This window comes from Campylobacter concisus (genome assembly GCF_003049085.1).
In the GTDB taxonomy this organism is placed as follows: Bacteria; Campylobacterota; Campylobacteria; order Campylobacterales; family Campylobacteraceae; genus Campylobacter_A; species Campylobacter_A concisus_H.
Genome location: NZ_PIQX01000003.1, coordinates 209,202 through 224,029 on the forward strand (window position 1 = coordinate 209,202; position 14,828 = coordinate 224,029).

The window sequence follows — 14,828 nt, forward strand, 5'->3', positions numbered from 1 at the left end:
TATAGTACAAATTTAAAAATATAAAATATAATTTTTTATTTTTACAAGGAGAATTTTTGGGACTTTTGAGAATTATTATTGGAGCATTTATATTTAGTTTTCTTATAAATTTTTATTCATATAACCGTTTCATAAAAAAGGTTTCATTTTTTATACCACATCTTGCAAAAATCAGGATACTTTTATATGTTATTTGTATTCTTGAGTTTATATTTGTTCTTCAGATCAGGTTTTCATTCTTAAGCATTGAGCTTTATTTGATCGCTGGTACGCTCATAGGTTTTTCACTATTTTTGTTTGCTGTTAGTCTATTTTACGATATTTTACGTAGCATTTTTTCTAAAAGTAGCTTTAGTCCAACAAGACGAAAATTTATAAAATTTTGCTTTGATATTACATTTGTCATTTTTGTAATTGCTTGTTTTTTAAAAGGTATTTTCAATGCTTTAATGCCACCAAAGATAAGGCAAGTAGATATAAAAATAAAAAATTTACAAAGCAGCCTAAAAATAGCCATGATAACGGACGTGCATATAGGAGAATTTTTACAGAAAGATTTTATGGAAAAACTCGTCAATGACATAAATTTGGCAAATCCTGACATCGTAGTGATAGTGGGTGACTTAGTTGATGTAAATGCCGCTTTTATAGAAGATTTTCTAGAGCCATTAAAAAGTCTTAAAAGTACTTATGGGACTTTTTATGTACCTGGCAATCATGAATATTATCACGGAATAGATGGCATTTTAGAAAAGATCAGTTCTCTTGGCATAGAAATTTTAGGTAATAAAAACAAAAAAATTGCGAGTATAAATCTAGCTGGCGTTTACGATCTGGCTGGCTTTAGATTTAAACATTTAGAGCCAAATTTAGATGAAGCATTGACAGGACGTGACCAATCGCTACCTACCATCTTGCTCTCTCATCAACCAAAATTTATAAAATCAATGCAGCAAGACGTTGATCTGGTGCTTTGCGGTCATACACACGCTGGTCAAATTTTTCCTTTTGGTCTTTTGGTTTTACTTGATCAGGGATTTTTACATGGCCTTTATAAGATTAATGATAAAATGCAAGCTTATGTTAGCAGTGGTGCTGGATTTTGGGGGCCTCCTGTTAGAATTTTTGCTCCAAGTGAGATTGCAATATTAAATTTAAGTAAGGAATAAAATGAATAAAGACAATCTATTTTCTCAAATTTTTGGAAAGGTTGCAAAGATTAGCTTTTTCAAACCACTTCAAGAAGCCATAAATTCTTTTTACATAAAGCTGTTTAAGATAGATATGAGCGAGTTTAAGCCAGCAAATGAATATAAAAATTTAAATGAGCTTTTTACTAGAAGGCTCATAAAACCAAGAGATTTTGATGCAGCAGATGAGATGTTTATAAGCCCAGTTGATGGTACTTGTCTTAGTTTTGGCAGTACAAAGGAACTAAAGGCCTTTAGCATAAAAGGCATGGAGTATAGTGTAAGTGAGCTATTGGGGCAGAGTGAGCTTGAAGGCGAATATGACTTTGCAAATATCTATCTTAGCCCAAAAGATTATCATCATTATCATGCGCCTTGTGATATTGCCATTAAAAAAGCCATATACATTCCGGGTAAACTTTACAGCGTGGCTGCAAAATGGCTTGCAAAAGTAGACAGCCTTTATACAAAGAACGAACGCGTAGCGCTATCTTGTGAGACGAAAAATGGTAAAAAACTTTGGCTTGTTTTTGTAGGTGCGCTAAATGTCGGAAAGATGAAATTTTGTTTTGATGAGCGTATACAGACAAATGCGATGGCAAATTTTACACAAATTTACGAGTATGAAAATTTACATATCAAAAAGGGCGAGCGCCTTGGGAATTTCGAGCTTGGCTCAACTATCGTGATACTAAGCGAAGAAGATGCGATCGAATACAATCTCTTTGAAAATAAAGAGCTTAAATTTGCTGAGACCATTGGAATAATAAAATAAATATGCTAGGCATATAAGTAAAATTTTTATACCCTACTTGGCCGGTGTCCTATTTGCTCAGATTTTGGTGGTTTTTTCATATATCCATATATAATATGAGCTTAAAATAGTATTAGGTATGAAAGCTTGTAAAATATAATGAGTGCATTATTTTATCTATCGAAATCTTTCTTGCTTTAATTGTGTTCTTCATTGAGCCATCAACCTCTGCAACTAAGAGCTATTATCTTCACTTATAAAACCTATATTGATTGATATCACAGAGCTGATAGCATTTACATCATTGCTTGTATAGAGAAGCTTATGTATCAATAAAGATATTAATAAGACGATATAGCTTAGTATATTTTTCAAAAGAATTTTTATCAACTATAATAAGGAAGTTTTAATTCACCTTATACAGCCCAAGGATTAAATATTTTTTTGACTATTTAGCCCAAAAGAGGGCTAAAATTAAACATTAAATCTAAAGTGCATAATATCGCCATCTTGTACGATGTAGTCTTTGCCCTCAAGTCTCATCTTACCAGCCTCTTTGGCTCCGTTTTCGCCGCCATGTGCGATATAGTCGTCATAACTTATCACTTCAGCTCTGATAAAGCCCCTCTCAAAGTCGTTGTGAATGACGCTTGCTGCTTTTGGCGCTTTCCAGCCTTTTGTGATCGTCCAAGCCCTTACTTCAACGACGCCAGCAGTAAAATAACTTATTAAATTTAGCTTTGCGAAAGATGTTCTTATGATCTTTTCAAGACCGCTTTCGCTCGTGCCAAGAGAGGCCAAAAACTCGTGTGCCTCCTCATCGCTTAGTCCAATTAGCTCCTCTTCTACTTTGGCGCAAAGCTTGATCACCTCGTGGTCTGAGGCTTTTGCGTACTCTTTTAGCGTTTTTACAAATTTATTATCTTCGCTAAGTCCTTCTTCGTCGACGTTTGCGCCATAAACTACCTCTTTTGCGCTTAGAAGCCTTAACTCTTTGTTTAGTGCCAAAAACGCCTCACTATCTCTTTGCTCAAAGCTACTTGCGCTTTTGCCATCATTTAGGTGAGCTAAAAGTAAATTTGCTATCTCAAGCGCTTCTTTTGCGCCTTTTGCGTTTGCTTTTGCCTCTCTTGTGAGCTTTTCTATCTTTTTATTTAGCTGCTCGATGTCAGCTAGTATCAGCTCGGTTTGGATGATCTCGATGTCTCTTACTGGATCGACGCTGCCCTCGACGTGAGTGATGTTTTCGTCCTCAAAGCAGCGAACGATATGCAAAATAAGCTCGGTCTCTCTGATGTTTGATAAAAATTTATTGCCAAGACCCTCGCCAGAGCTAGCCCCTTTTACAAGGCCTGCGATATCTACGAATTCGATGGTTGAATATTGAATTTTATTTGGACTAACTATCTTTGCAAGCTCATTTAGGCGCTTATCAGGCACTGGCACGATAGCTTTGTTTGGCTCGATAGTGCAAAACGGATAGTTCGCGCTCTCGGCATTTTGTGCCTTTGTAAGTGCGTTAAATGTTGTTGATTTGCCCACATTTGGTAGGCCTACTATTCCAACTGAAAGTCCCATCAATTCTCCTTGCTAAGTGCTTGTAAAAAGTATAAATTCATCCTAACGCCAGCCCCACTCGCACCTGCTTGATTGTATCCCCAAGCCTTTTCGCGGTATGCTGGACCTGCGATGTCGAGGTGTAGCCACTTATCTTTATATTCATCTTTGATAAATTTAGCTAGAAACATGCCAGCTGTGATCGCACCGCCATATCTGCTTGTGGCGCAGTTGCTAACGTCTGCGATCTGGCTTTTTATAAGCTCGCTAAGATAAGGGTTAAAATCAAGCGTAGTCGCTAGCTCGCCGCTATCTTTTATCTTGTTTTTAAACTCGCTTTTTAGACTCTCGCTGTTACCCATGATGCCTGTTGTGTATTCGCCAAGTCCCACGACGCAAGCGCCAGTTAGGGTTGCCATGTCGATTAGGATGTCTGGTTTAAAGTCCTGCGCGTAGCTTAGGCAGTCAGCCAGCACCAAACGCCCCTCTGCGTCGGTGTTTCTAACCTCGATGCTAACGCCACTTCTAGACATTAGCACATCGTCAGGTTTGTAGGCATTTCCGCCGATCATATTTTCAGTGGCACCCAAAATAGCGTGAATTTCAAATGGTAAACTTAGCTCCGCTGCGCCTTTTATGATACCAAGAGCTGCTGCTGCACCGCTTTTGTCTGATTTCATCGTTAGCATATAATCAGCCGGCTTCAAGCTAAGTCCGCCACTATCGTATGTTAGGCCTTTGCCAACAAAGATGATGCGTTTTTTAGACTTTTTAGGCTTATAGGTTAGGTGGATGAGCCTTGGTTTATGCACACTTGCGCGGTTCACTGCTAAAAATGCGTTCATATTCTCTTTTGCTAGAAATTTCTCGTCATAGACTTCGCACTTTATGCTTGCGATATTTTTGGCTAAATTTTGCGCGTCCTCGGCCATCTTTTGTGGTGTGTAAATTTCTGGGATTTCATTTACGATATCTTTTGCAAAATTTGTAGCATTTGCTATTATCTCTGCCTCTTTAAAGCCTTCATTTGCAGCTTTTAGATCGACCTTTTTGCCAGCAAATTCTTCAGTAGAAAAGATGATCTCTTTTAGAGTGTATTTCTCTTTTTTTTCTTTATACTTGTTAAATTCATAGCATCCAAGCAAAAAGCCCTCAGCTAGTGCTTCAAAACTTAGTTTTTGGCACTCCGCTACATAAGAAGCCAGCTTTATGCTCTTAATATTTAGCGATTTTAGTGCGTTATAAGCTTTAGCGGCTGCAACTCTAAGCTCATCAAGATCAAGCTTAGAAAGTGGCACGTAAGCCCTTTTTGCCTCACTTAGGATAAGAACGCTCTCACCTTTGTAATTATTAAATTTAATAGCCTCTTTATCGCTTATAAATTTATGTTTTAATTCCTTATCTACTACGAAAATTAGTTCAATATCAGCTTTTATATCTTTTAATTTCTTATCAACTATTTGAAACTGCATGTCCTCTGTCTCTCCTTTCGTTTAAAATTTTATTTTCGATGCGCTTAAATGTATAGATCAAAAGCCCCATAAATATAGCAACAACTGGGATAGCGACGTACCAGTGCTCTTTTGCTTCTTGTAAAAGCACAAGTATATGCTCGCCAAGTATCCAAGCAGGTATGGTCGTGATCGCCGCCCAGCACCAAGCGCTGATCAAATTTATAAAGGCGTATTTTTTAGCGTCATAGCCGGTAAGTCCTATGCAAAGCGGGATGATAACACGAAAGCCGTACATATAGCGTTGCAAGAAGATGATCGGCCAGCCGTATTTTTTCAGCATTATGTGCGCCACTGCAAATTTTCTCCGCTGCGTGTGAAGCCTTTTTGCGATGTATTTTTTATTGTAACGGCCAAGATAGAAGTAAATTTGATCTCCCACAAAGCCTCCAAGTCCAGCCACAAAGATAGCAAGCGCGATGTGCATATGCGTGGTGTGAGCAAGAATTCCAGCCATTATTAAGGCCATCTCGCCCTCCATGATACACCAGACAAAAAGTATGATGTAGCCGTACTCTTTAAGCAGTTCTATAAAAAATTCTTCCATTCTAAACCTCTAAAACGCTGTAAATTTTAGTAAGCGACTTTAGTTTTTCGCTCCCTTTTAGATCGACTAGATCTATGAGAAAGCACGCTTCTACGCAGGTTGCGTTAGTTTGATTGATAAGCTCAACTGAAGCCTTTGCAGTGCCTCCAGTAGCTATTAAATCATCCATCAAAAGCACTCTAGCGCCCACTTTTTCTCCAAAAGCATCGATGTGAATTTGCACTTCATCGACGCCGTATTCTAGGCTATATTTTTGGGAAAGCGTGATAAATGGCAGCTTTTTTGGCTTGCGAATAGGCACAAAAGGCAGCCTTAGCCTTGCTGCAAGTGCCGCGCCAAAGATAAAACCACGAGACTCGATACCAGCGATGTAGTCGATATTTGCGTCTTCATATCTCGTCACTAAATGATCTATCAAAAAGTTAAATGCTTCTTTGTTGTTTAGTAGTGTCGTGATGTCGCGAAAGACTATGGCAGGCTTTGGAAAGTCGTTTATGCAGCGAATAGAGTTTAGTAAAAATTCTTTGCCTTTTTGATCTAAAATTTTCATAAATTTCCTTAAATTTGATGTTATAGTAGCGCTTCGATCTTGCCTTCAAGCTCACGAATTCGTTGTCTTAGCTTGTCGTTTTCTAAGCGGTACTGGGAATTTCTTGTGCGAAGTGAGGTTACGTCGTTTTTAGTTTTGTTTAGCTCGTCTGTCAAGATGTCGATATTGCCTAGACTTCGTTGGAGTTGGATCTGAAATTTTCTTATGACGACCTCGGTATCTTGGAGGTTATTTTTCATAAAATCTTTTGTCGCACGCTCTTTTTTTAGAAGCGTTTTGAAGTAAAAAACCATGACAGTTAGGTAGATCGCAGCACAAACAAGAGCGGTAAAAACGATCCACTCGCCTATCATTTGCCTGCCTCAAGCTCTATTTTTTTGACTCTTCTTTCGTGTCTGCCGCCTGCAAACTCAGTCTTTAAAAAGGCTTCAACCGCCGAGATAGCCACGCCTGCGCCAATAACCCTTGCGCCAAAAGCGATTACGTTTGCGTCATTATGCTCTCTGGCAAGTCTAGCGGTAAATTCATCGTGACAAAGGGCACACCTTACGTTTTCGTGCCTGTTTGCAGCTATTGATATACCTATGCCTGTGCCACAAACTAGCACGCCGTAGCAGTTAGGCTCAAGCTTGCTCGCTAGCAAATGCGCATAATCAGGGTAATCAACGCTATTTTTATCGTTTGTGCCAAGATCAACTACTTCGTATCCAAGCCCTTTAATAGCCTCTTTAAGCTCGTTTTTTAGCTCAAAACCAGCGTGATCGCTAGCTAAGAAAACTTTGTCTATATTCATGAAAAGTCCGTTAAATTTTTTGTTGATTATAGTCAAAGTTGCATTAAAATAAAATTTTACTCTCAGCCAAAATGAAGCTATAATTTACCAAAAATTTAAAGGAGAAAATGTGAAAAAAGTGCTCTTTTTAGCGGCTTCTACGCTAGCCTTTGCAAATGAAAATCTAATAGAGATCTACACAGATCAAACCATCATCACTCAAAAATTTAGCGACGCAAATAGCTCTTTTAGCGCCTTTGTGCCAGAGAGTGTGCAGAGTGAGAACATCACGATAAATGGGGATTGTGACGCGAATGCTTATCTAAAAAAGATCAGCGAAGAAAATAGCCCAAGTTACATAAAATGGAAGCAAGAAGTTGCAAATTTAAACAATAAGCTTGAGGCGCTAAATGCGAGAGGTAGGTTTATAGAGCAAGCTTTGGTAGGAGAAAACAAAAGTAACGATGTGACAAAAAGAGCTGATGAGTTTTATAAAATTAGCCTAGAAAATATCGAGAAAATTTCAGCTGCTAAAAGTGAGCTTGAAGCGCTTAAAGAAAATGAGCCAAAGAGCGAGATGGCTGGATTTTTGCAGCTTGATATGAAATTTGCTTGCGACCCAAAAGAGGTAACGCTTTCATACATGGATGATGAGGCGCCAAAGACGCTAAATGAAATTTATGCAGATACAAAAAACAAAAATATCTTGATAAAACAAGAAATTTTACTCACTAACCCATTTGCAAGCGAAGTTAAAAATTTAAAGCTCGCCATCTATCCGACCAGATACCAAAAGGCGCTTGCTCCAAGCAAGTTTTACCCTTGGTATGAGGAGAGTGAGGTGGAGGCTGATGGTTACGGCGCTTCAAAAAATATGCTAAGAGCCGCGAAAGTCGCCGCTGAGGTCGCTGATATGCGTGTGCAAAGAGATGAGAATGAGTTTGCCAAAATTTGGAAGATAGATGGGATAAATTTAGCAAAAGGCGAGAGCAAATATATAACTTACGACACGCAAAAAATGGACGCAAATTTTAGCGTTTTTGCTGATTTTTACGGCTCGCTAAAGGCATATAACGTAGCTAGCTTTAAGCTAAATGACGATCTAACTCCAGCTAAAACGCAGTTTTACGTTAATGGTGTGAGTGTTGGCAGTCCAAGCGAGTTTGAGATGAAAGCAAAAGATGAGCCCACTCAGCTATTTTTGGGACAAAACGAGCTAATCGAGCTTAAAAAAGAGCGCTTAAATAAATTTAAAAAGAGCTCGTTTCTTGGCAAAGAGCGAATAAGTGAAGAGGGCTATGAGATAAGTGTCAAAAATAACTCAAGTAAAAGTGTCGATGTCACTTTGGTCGATCGCGTGCCAGTATCTGCCGACGAGGCGGTAAAGGTCGAGATAAAGGGCTTTGATAAAAAAGATATCAGCAAAGATGGCAAGGTGGAGCTTAAATTTAGCCTTGCACCAAAAGAGGAATTTAAAAAAGAGTACTCTTATAAGATCACAAAGCCAAAAATTTAGAGCAAATTTGCTCTAAATTTAGCCATTTATAAATGCACTTGCGATATCTAAAACGTATCTTGTCGGATAAAAGATAGTATCTTTTAAAGGCGAGACGAGGATGATGATAAGGATGACAAAGCCATATCGCGAGATGCCCTCAAGCTTTTCAGCCAGTGCGTGAAAGCCAAAATTTCTAAGCGCATACTCGAGCGCGTGAAAGCCGTCAAGTGGTGGGATCGGATAGAGGTTGAAGATGGCTAACATCAAATTTAAAAGCGCAAGCGTAAATAAAAACTGAAGTAAAATTGCAAAGGTTTCTATATTTAATAAAGCCTTTAACACAAAGAGCGATAAAATGCCTAAGATAATGTTGTAGCAAATGCCAGCTAGACTTACGTAGATAGCTGCCTTGTATCCGCCATTTCGCACGACTGTGTAGGTATTTACAGGCACTGGTTTTGCCCAGCCAAACATCATGCCAGTGCTTAGATAAAGCACCAGTGGCACGATGATAGTGCCAACTGGGTCGATGTGTTTTATTGGATTTATGCTAAGTCTGCCAAGGCTTTTTGCAGTGTTGTCGCCAAATTTATAAGCGACATAGCCATGAGCGATCTCGTGGCCGACGATAGCGATTATTAAAGAGATGACGATAGTGGTGACTTTAACTATGTCTATGTTATCAATGAAGCCCATCTACTTCGCCTTCTTTTAGAGCTTTGTTAGTGAAAAATTCGTCATTTTCTATCGTATCTACAAAACGCCCGATACGCTCCCAGCGTACATTGTAGTTATTGTCCCAGCTAAAATATATAAACCAAGGCTGTCCGACTATGTCCTTGTAAGCTACGCTTCCCCAAAAACGGCTATCGTTTGAGTGATCGCGGTTGTCGCCTATCATGAAGTATTCATCTTTTGGTACTTTGACGTAAAATGCATTAAGGTTAAAATTTGGATTTTGTGGTAGTGAGCCAATTAGCACTGGCTTCATAAAAACACTATCTTTGTTTGTATTTAGCATGAAAATCATCTGCTCAAATAAATTTACATTTTCGTCATAGTGGATGCCGCTAAATCTATATGGCTCTTTTATGAAAAGCTTACCATCAAGCTCGGCTATATCGCCGCATGAGTAGCCAAATTTGCTCTCTTTACCATTTAAATTTTCACGGCAGTTTGCTTTTATAAAATCATCTCCCTCTTTTGGACGCAAATACAAGGCTTTTTCGGTAAATACTATCTCATCTTCGCTTGTGGCAAAGCAGCGTTTTACAAAGTGGGTCTTTTCATCTTTTGGATAACGAAAGACGACTATATCGCCTCTTGCTGGACCATCGCCTGTAATAAGATGCCCATTGTCATTTAGCTCGGGTAAAATTTTTACCTCAAGCCATGGAATTCTTGGTGTTGGTATACCATAAACAAATTTTTTTGCAAATAAAAAATCACCAACTAAAAGCGTATTTTTCATCGAACCAGACGGGATAACAAAGGCTTGAGCTATGAAAAATATAACAAAAAGCACGATGATGACAGTGCCTGTCCAGCTCGAGCAAAAGTCATAAAATTTAGTAAAAAATTTTTTCATTATTACGCTCTTTTGTGGCTATCTATCTTGGCTTGGGCTGCAAGGATTGTATTATTTAAAAGCATCGCAATCGTCATCGGACCAACGCCCCCAGGAACTGGTGTGATGTATGAGCATTTTGGTGCGACTTCATTAAAATCCACATCGCCCACAAGTCTGCCATCATCAAGTCTGTTTATGCCCACATCAACGACTACTGCGCCATCTTTTACCATGTCCGCCTTTAAGAAAAATGGCTTGCCAATGGCTGCGACGATGAGGTCAGTATTTTTACAAATTTCTTTTAAATTTTTAGTCTTGCTGTGAGTCACGGTAACGGTTGCTGAGGCGTTTAAAAGCAAATTTGCCATAGGCTTGCCAACGATATTACTTCTACCGATCACCACCGCGTTTAGTCCAGCCACATCAATGCTATACTCTTTTAAAATTTCCATCACGCCAAGCGGTGTGCAAGGCACAAAGCCATCTAGCCCACTAACAAGTTTGCCAACATTTACAGCGTGAAAGCCATCTACGTCTTTTGCTGGATCGATCGTTGCTAAAACGGTGTTTGTATCTATATGTTTTGGAAGTGGCAACTGTACTAAAATTCCATGGATACTATCGTCTAAATTTAGCACATTTATAAGTGCTAGAAGCTCTGCTTGAGTTGTATTTTCGCTTAGACGGTGAGCTACGCTTTTTATGCCGTATTCGTTGCAGGCTTTTTCTTTGGCTCTAACGTATGTCTGAGATGCTTTATCTTCGCCTACTAAGATGACAGCTAGGGTTGGCTCTACGCCAAATTTTTTTAGTTCTTCAGCTCTTACTTTTACGCTTTCTTTGACCTTTAAAGATACGGCTTTGCCGTCTAAAATTTTCATGTTGGATCCTTATTTAAAAGCTTTTTTAATCACAAGGGTGGTATCATACCTAAAATTAAATTAAAATTTTTAAAGAGAGGTTTATGCGGTCTGTTTTTTTGATTTTGCTTTTTTGTGTAGCGATTTTTGGTGCTGATTTTATCACAAAGACCGAATATGCCAAGATGCTCTACCTAAATCCACGTGGCATAGGATGTGATAAATGTCACGGCACAAAGGGTGAGGGCAGTCTAATCTCTAAATACAAACACTTTGACAAAAAGGCAAACAAAACGGTTGATGATGAGCTTAGAGCACCAAAGATAAATGATATAGATTTTGAAAGCTTTAAAGCCGCTTTAACTAAGCCAAAAGGCGTCATGCCAAGCTATTTTTTGACAGACGAGGAGACTACGATTCTTTATGAATACATTACAAATAAGATAAATACTCCTTCAAAAGCAGCAAAAGCGCAAAATTTAAGTAGGCCAGTTTCCACTGATACGACACAAAAACAGCCAGAGCAATCTGCTAAAGTCGCCCCTGCTACAAAACCAGCAGAGCTAGCTAAAACTACCACAGCTAAGCCAGCTGAGTCAGCAAAAACCGCTACTACGCAAGCACCAAAGTCGCCAGTAAAACCAGTAACAAATCAAAAAGATAATCAAAAAATAAATTTAAAAACACAAAATCAAAAGGATAAAAAATGACAAATAAAGAGGCATTTAGCGAAGCCAAAAAATATATCCCAGGCGGCGTAAATTCGCCAGTACGTGCATTTGGAAGTGTTGGTGGTGAGCCTGTAATGATCGATCACGCTAGGGGTGCTTATATCTATGATGTCGAGGGCAAAAAGTATCTTGACTTTATCCAAAGCTGGGGACCGCTCATATTTGGCCACTGCGACAAAGATATCGAAGAGGCGATCATCTCTGCTGTAAAACAAGGCGTATCTTACGGCGCGGCATCTCCAAAAGAGACCGCTCTAGCAAAGCTAATATGCGATGAGTTTAAACAAATAGATAAAATTCGCTTCGTAAGCTCTGGCACAGAGGCCACTATGAGCGCGATAAGAGTGGCTAGAGGATATGCCAAAAAAGATGGTCTAATAAAATTTGAAGGCTGCTACCACGGACACAGCGACGCACTTCTTATCAAAGCAGGAAGCGGTGCAACGACATACGGCAACGCTTCAAGCAGCGGCGTACCACAAGACGTTGTGAAAAACACTTTTTTAGCTATCTACAACGACATCGAGAGCGTAAAAGCTATCTTTGAAAATAATAAAGACAAAATAGGCGTCGTCATAATCGAGCCAATTGCAGGAAATATGGGGCTTGTGCCAGCTGATAAGAAATTTTTAGAGGAGCTTAGAGCGCTTTGCGATAAATTTGGCGCTGTGCTTATCCTTGATGAGGTTATGAGCGGTTTTAGAGCTTCTCGCTTTGGCTCATATCCATTTCACGAGGTGGACGCTGATCTCATCACATTTGGCAAGGTTATAGGCGGAGGCATGAACGTCGCTGCATTTGGTGGCAAGGCCGAGATAATGGACTGCTTAAGTCCTGATGGCGCTGTCTATCAAGCAGGCACTTTAAGTGGCAACCCAGTAGCGATGAGTGCTGGCATAGCGGCGATTTCAAAGATAAATAGTGATCCAAATTTATACGCTAGGCTTGAAAAGCTTGCCCTAAAACTAATGGCTGGCTTTAAAGAGGCTGCAAAGAGTGCTGGTATTACTATCCAAACTGATGTTCGTGGCTCGATGTTTGGCTACTTTTTTACAGATCACGTGGTAAAAAACTACGACGATGCGCTAAAGAGTGACACAAAACTCTTTGCTAAATTTCACCAAGCGATGCTTAAGCGTGGAATTTATCTTGCACCTAGCCAGTTTGAAACTGGATTTGTCTGCGATGCGATGAGTGAAGCTGATATTGATCTAGCGGTAAGTGCAGCTAAAGAGGCATTTTTGGAGATAAAAGCCTAATGGCAAAATTTAAGATAAAAGATATCGTAGTAGGTGCTGAGCAGCTAAGTCTTGGCGTTTCAATCGTAGTTGCGATCTTGCTTGGCACTGGGCTTGGGTATTTTGTAAAAAAGGCTACAAATTTCACGCCAGCCCTTTGGATAGGCTTTGCTATTGGCATCGCAGCTGCTATTTTAAATGTCTATAAAGCTTACAAAGCGCAGATAAAAAGCCTAGATGAGCTAAAAGATGAAAGCAGATACAAAGGCTATACAAAAGACGATGATGAGGACGATTAGTAGACTTTTGATTTGCTATTTTGCGCTTTGGCTAGCTCTTAGCGCGGTTGGCAAATTTATATCAAATCAATTTTTTATAAGCTCGCAAATTTCATTTTTTGCCTCGCTTATCATCCTAACGGCTAGTTTTTTTGCCTACAAAAACCGTATAAATTCAAGGCTAGAAAATGCTAGAGATGAAATTTTAGCCACAATAGAAGAGGACGAGGATGAGGAGGATGAAATTTCTCCTCAAGAAGAGGTGAAAGAATTTAACCTAAAGGATGAGAAAGCAAGGCTAAAAAAGCAGAGATTTTCATTTAAAGATAAGAGTTTTGTGGCAGCCTTTATGCCTTACCGCTTGGTGGCTTATGCGATACTTTTTTTTGGATTTATCTTTTTAAAAAATGAAAATTTGCTAAATGTATCTGGTTTTTTAGTGGGGCTTGCTCCGATGCCTATTGGTGCATTTGTTTTTGGACTTATGGAGAATAAATTTAATACCACAAAGGACACTGATGGCAAGTAGCTTTAGGATCATCCGCTCGATGGGACCGCTATTTTTGGGCATGAGTTTGCTTTTTATCGGAAATGGCCTAGTCATCGCATCTTGCAGCGCACTTCTTAAGCAAAATGGAGTGGGCGAGCTAGAGATTGGATTAATCAATACAGGCTTTTTTGTGGGTGCGTTAATTAGCACCATTACAGCTCACAGAGTCATCTCAACTACTGGTCACATTAGAGCCTTTGCCATCTTTTCAGCCATTTTTGCAGTCTCAGCTATGCTTCATGCGGTAAATCAAAATTTAGTATTCTGGGCGATCTTGCGTGCATTTTTGGGATATTGCTACTACGCGCTTTTGATGGTTATAGAAAGCTGGCTAAATGCAAAAATTCCAAACAAAATAAGATCTCGCGTGATAGCCTTTTATGAAGGCGTTTTTTACACAAGTTTTGGACTTGGCATTTTGATCTTAGCGCTTGATCTTAAAACCTTTGAAATTTTCATCATAAGCGCAGCTTTTATCATGCTCTCAAGCATTCCATTAAATTTGATCCGTATAAATCAGCCTCAAATCCCAGAGCGTCAGCCCATAAATATCCCAAAAATTTTTGGTATCGTCCCGCTCGCTCTTGTTGGTGCGCTCATTGCAGGCTTAGCAATAAACGGCTTTTTTTCGATGGCAAGCCTTTTTGTCTTGCTTCAAGGATACGGCACAAAAGAGGCGTCATTTTTTATGACGGTTGCGATGATCGGAGGCTTTTTAGCTCAAGTTTTTATCGGTAGTTTCTCTGATAGATATGGCAGAAGGCCAGCTATTTTGCTTTGTAGCAGTGTGGCTTTAATAAGTGCGGTTTTGTTTTTACTAAATGGCAAAAATTTAACGATTGAATATCTGCTTTCATTCTTTTTTGGGGCTGGAATTTTTTGCACCTATGGACTTTCTCTGGCTAGGGCAAATGACGAGATCACAGATAAAACAAAGAGTGTGCAAGTCGCACGTGCTTTGCTATTTAGCTACTCTTTGGCTTCGCTTTTCTCACCGCTTCTTATGAGCTATGCGATGAAAATTTTTGGAGCATTTGGCTTTATCTATGTTTATTTGGTGCTTTTTGCTGGACTTATTTTATTTGCACTAACGCAAAAGACAATACCACAGCACATGAGAAAAGAGTACAACGACAGACTCGTTGCGAGAACGGCTGGCATAGCTACTATTGAGCAAAATGGAAATTTTGCCGATAGAAAAAATAAAAAGTAAAAAATGGAC

At 39.2% G+C, this 14,828-nt stretch carries 16 protein-coding genes and 1 pseudogene; 8 read left to right on the top strand and 9 right to left on the bottom strand.

Annotated elements, in window-relative coordinates; genetic code table 11:
• Positions 1–56: 56 nt before the first annotated feature.
• Both CVT13_RS05050 and CVT13_RS05055 read left to right on the top strand, forming a co-directional pair.
• Positions 57–1,169, top strand: coding sequence for a metallophosphoesterase (locus tag CVT13_RS05050; protein ID WP_107811812.1), 1,113 nt, complete (start codon positions 57–59; stop codon positions 1,167–1,169).
• A 1-nt stretch (position 1,170) separates the two neighbouring features.
• Positions 1,171–1,965: a phosphatidylserine decarboxylase gene (locus CVT13_RS05055; RefSeq protein ID WP_107811813.1), complete on the top strand. Its 795-nt coding sequence runs from the start codon at positions 1,171–1,173 to the stop codon at positions 1,963–1,965.
• Positions 1,966–2,418: 453 nt separating this feature from the next.
• Here the strand turns inward: CVT13_RS05055 and ychF are convergent, their stop codons facing one another.
• Genes ychF through rpiB form a run of 6 tightly spaced genes read right to left on the bottom strand, consistent with a single transcriptional unit; the run spans position 2,419 to position 6,902 of the window.
• Positions 2,419–3,522 carry a redox-regulated ATPase YchF gene (ychF, locus tag CVT13_RS05060; RefSeq protein ID WP_107811814.1) on the bottom strand — a complete coding sequence of 368 codons (1,104 nt, stop codon included), beginning with the start codon at positions 3,520–3,522 and terminating at the stop codon, positions 2,419–2,421.
• Positions 3,522–4,973, bottom strand: coding sequence for a leucyl aminopeptidase (locus CVT13_RS05065; protein ID WP_107811815.1), 1,452 nt, complete (start codon positions 4,971–4,973; stop codon positions 3,522–3,524). Before CVT13_RS05065 ends, ychF begins: the two co-directional genes overlap by 1 nt.
• Positions 4,954–5,559 carry a DedA family protein gene (locus tag CVT13_RS05070; protein WP_107811816.1) on the bottom strand — a complete coding sequence of 202 codons (606 nt, stop codon included), beginning with the start codon at positions 5,557–5,559 and terminating at the stop codon, positions 4,954–4,956. Before CVT13_RS05070 ends, CVT13_RS05065 begins: the two co-directional genes overlap by 20 nt.
• Before the next feature lies 1 nt (position 5,560).
• Positions 5,561–6,109, bottom strand: a complete 549-nt coding sequence (gene apt, locus CVT13_RS05075; RefSeq protein WP_107811817.1) for an adenine phosphoribosyltransferase — start codon at positions 6,107–6,109, stop codon at positions 5,561–5,563.
• A 20-nt stretch (positions 6,110–6,129) separates the two neighbouring features.
• On the bottom strand, positions 6,130–6,462 hold the full coding sequence (locus CVT13_RS05080) for a hypothetical protein (RefSeq protein ID WP_002939538.1): 333 nt from the start codon (positions 6,460–6,462) through the stop codon (positions 6,130–6,132).
• Positions 6,459–6,902, bottom strand: a complete 444-nt coding sequence (gene rpiB, locus CVT13_RS05085; RefSeq protein ID WP_107811818.1) for a ribose 5-phosphate isomerase B — start codon at positions 6,900–6,902, stop codon at positions 6,459–6,461. Before rpiB ends, CVT13_RS05080 begins: the two co-directional genes overlap by 4 nt.
• Positions 6,903–7,011: 109 nt before the next feature.
• Here rpiB and CVT13_RS05090 point away from each other — a divergent pair, with 109 nt between their 5' ends.
• Entirely contained in the window at positions 7,012–8,397 is a 1,386-nt protein-coding gene (locus CVT13_RS05090; protein WP_107811819.1) for a DUF4139 domain-containing protein, read from the top strand.
• 18 nt (positions 8,398–8,415) lie between these two features.
• Here CVT13_RS05090 and CVT13_RS05095 read toward each other — a convergent pair whose 3' ends face one another.
• From CVT13_RS05095 to folD, 3 genes are read right to left on the bottom strand one after another with little or no spacing between them, the layout of a single operon-like run.
• Complete coding sequence (locus tag CVT13_RS05095) at positions 8,416–9,075, bottom strand: site-2 protease family protein (RefSeq protein WP_107811820.1); 660 nt, start codon at positions 9,073–9,075, stop codon at positions 8,416–8,418.
• On the bottom strand, positions 9,062–9,967 hold the full coding sequence (lepB, locus tag CVT13_RS05100) for a signal peptidase I (protein WP_107811821.1): 906 nt from the start codon (positions 9,965–9,967) through the stop codon (positions 9,062–9,064). Before lepB ends, CVT13_RS05095 begins: the two co-directional genes overlap by 14 nt.
• Positions 9,968–9,969: 2 nt before the next feature.
• Entirely contained in the window at positions 9,970–10,830 is an 861-nt protein-coding gene (folD, locus tag CVT13_RS05105) for a bifunctional methylenetetrahydrofolate dehydrogenase/methenyltetrahydrofolate cyclohydrolase FolD (RefSeq protein ID WP_107811822.1), read from the bottom strand.
• A gap of 83 nt (positions 10,831–10,913) precedes the next feature.
• On the opposite strand from folD, the pseudogene CVT13_RS10265 reads away from it, so the two are divergent.
• The 5 genes and pseudogenes from CVT13_RS10265 to CVT13_RS05130 all read left to right on the top strand — a co-directional run.
• Positions 10,914–11,249: pseudogene (locus CVT13_RS10265) on the top strand (c-type cytochrome); the annotation flags it as partial.
• 266 nt (positions 11,250–11,515) lie between these two features.
• Positions 11,516–12,799 (top strand): glutamate-1-semialdehyde 2,1-aminomutase, encoded by a 1,284-nt coding sequence (hemL, locus tag CVT13_RS05115; protein WP_107811824.1) that lies wholly within the window; start codon positions 11,516–11,518, stop codon positions 12,797–12,799.
• A complete protein-coding gene (locus CVT13_RS05120) occupies positions 12,799–13,077 on the top strand; it encodes an AtpZ/AtpI family protein (RefSeq protein WP_107811825.1) in 279 nt (92 codons plus the stop codon). Before hemL ends, CVT13_RS05120 begins: the two co-directional genes overlap by 1 nt.
• On the top strand, positions 13,028–13,585 hold the full coding sequence (locus CVT13_RS05125) for a hypothetical protein (protein WP_234411976.1): 558 nt from the start codon (positions 13,028–13,030) through the stop codon (positions 13,583–13,585). The genes CVT13_RS05120 and CVT13_RS05125 overlap by 50 nt, the downstream gene beginning before the upstream one ends.
• A complete protein-coding gene (locus tag CVT13_RS05130; RefSeq protein ID WP_107811827.1) occupies positions 13,575–14,819 on the top strand; it encodes an MFS transporter in 1,245 nt (414 codons plus the stop codon). Before CVT13_RS05125 ends, CVT13_RS05130 begins: the two co-directional genes overlap by 11 nt.
• Positions 14,820–14,828: the final 9 nt, after the last annotated feature.

Coding starts and splice junctions, on each gene's coding strand:
- CVT13_RS05055 (WP_107811813.1), top strand. CDS start 1,171: ATGAATAAAGACAATCTATTTTCTCAAATTTTTGGAAAGGTTGCAAAG.
- ychF (WP_107811814.1), bottom strand. CDS start 3,522: ATGGGACTTTCAGTTGGAATAGTAGGCCTACCAAATGTGGGCAAATCA.
- CVT13_RS05065 (WP_107811815.1), bottom strand. CDS start 4,973: ATGCAGTTTCAAATAGTTGATAAGAAATTAAAAGATATAAAAGCTGAT.
- CVT13_RS05070 (WP_107811816.1), bottom strand. CDS start 5,559: ATGGAAGAATTTTTTATAGAACTGCTTAAAGAGTACGGCTACATCATA.
- apt (WP_107811817.1), bottom strand. CDS start 6,109: ATGAAAATTTTAGATCAAAAAGGCAAAGAATTTTTACTAAACTCTATT.
- CVT13_RS05080 (WP_002939538.1), bottom strand. CDS start 6,462: ATGATAGGCGAGTGGATCGTTTTTACCGCTCTTGTTTGTGCTGCGATC.
- rpiB (WP_107811818.1), bottom strand. CDS start 6,902: ATGAATATAGACAAAGTTTTCTTAGCTAGCGATCACGCTGGTTTTGAG.
- CVT13_RS05095 (WP_107811820.1), bottom strand. CDS start 9,075: ATGGGCTTCATTGATAACATAGACATAGTTAAAGTCACCACTATCGTC.
- lepB (WP_107811821.1), bottom strand. CDS start 9,967: ATGAAAAAATTTTTTACTAAATTTTATGACTTTTGCTCGAGCTGGACA.
- folD (WP_107811822.1), bottom strand. CDS start 10,830: ATGAAAATTTTAGACGGCAAAGCCGTATCTTTAAAGGTCAAAGAAAGC.
- hemL (WP_107811824.1), top strand. CDS start 11,516: ATGACAAATAAAGAGGCATTTAGCGAAGCCAAAAAATATATCCCAGGC.
- CVT13_RS05120 (WP_107811825.1), top strand. CDS start 12,799: ATGGCAAAATTTAAGATAAAAGATATCGTAGTAGGTGCTGAGCAGCTA.
- CVT13_RS05125 (WP_234411976.1), top strand. CDS start 13,028: ATGAAAGCAGATACAAAGGCTATACAAAAGACGATGATGAGGACGATT.
- CVT13_RS05130 (WP_107811827.1), top strand. CDS start 13,575: ATGGCAAGTAGCTTTAGGATCATCCGCTCGATGGGACCGCTATTTTTG.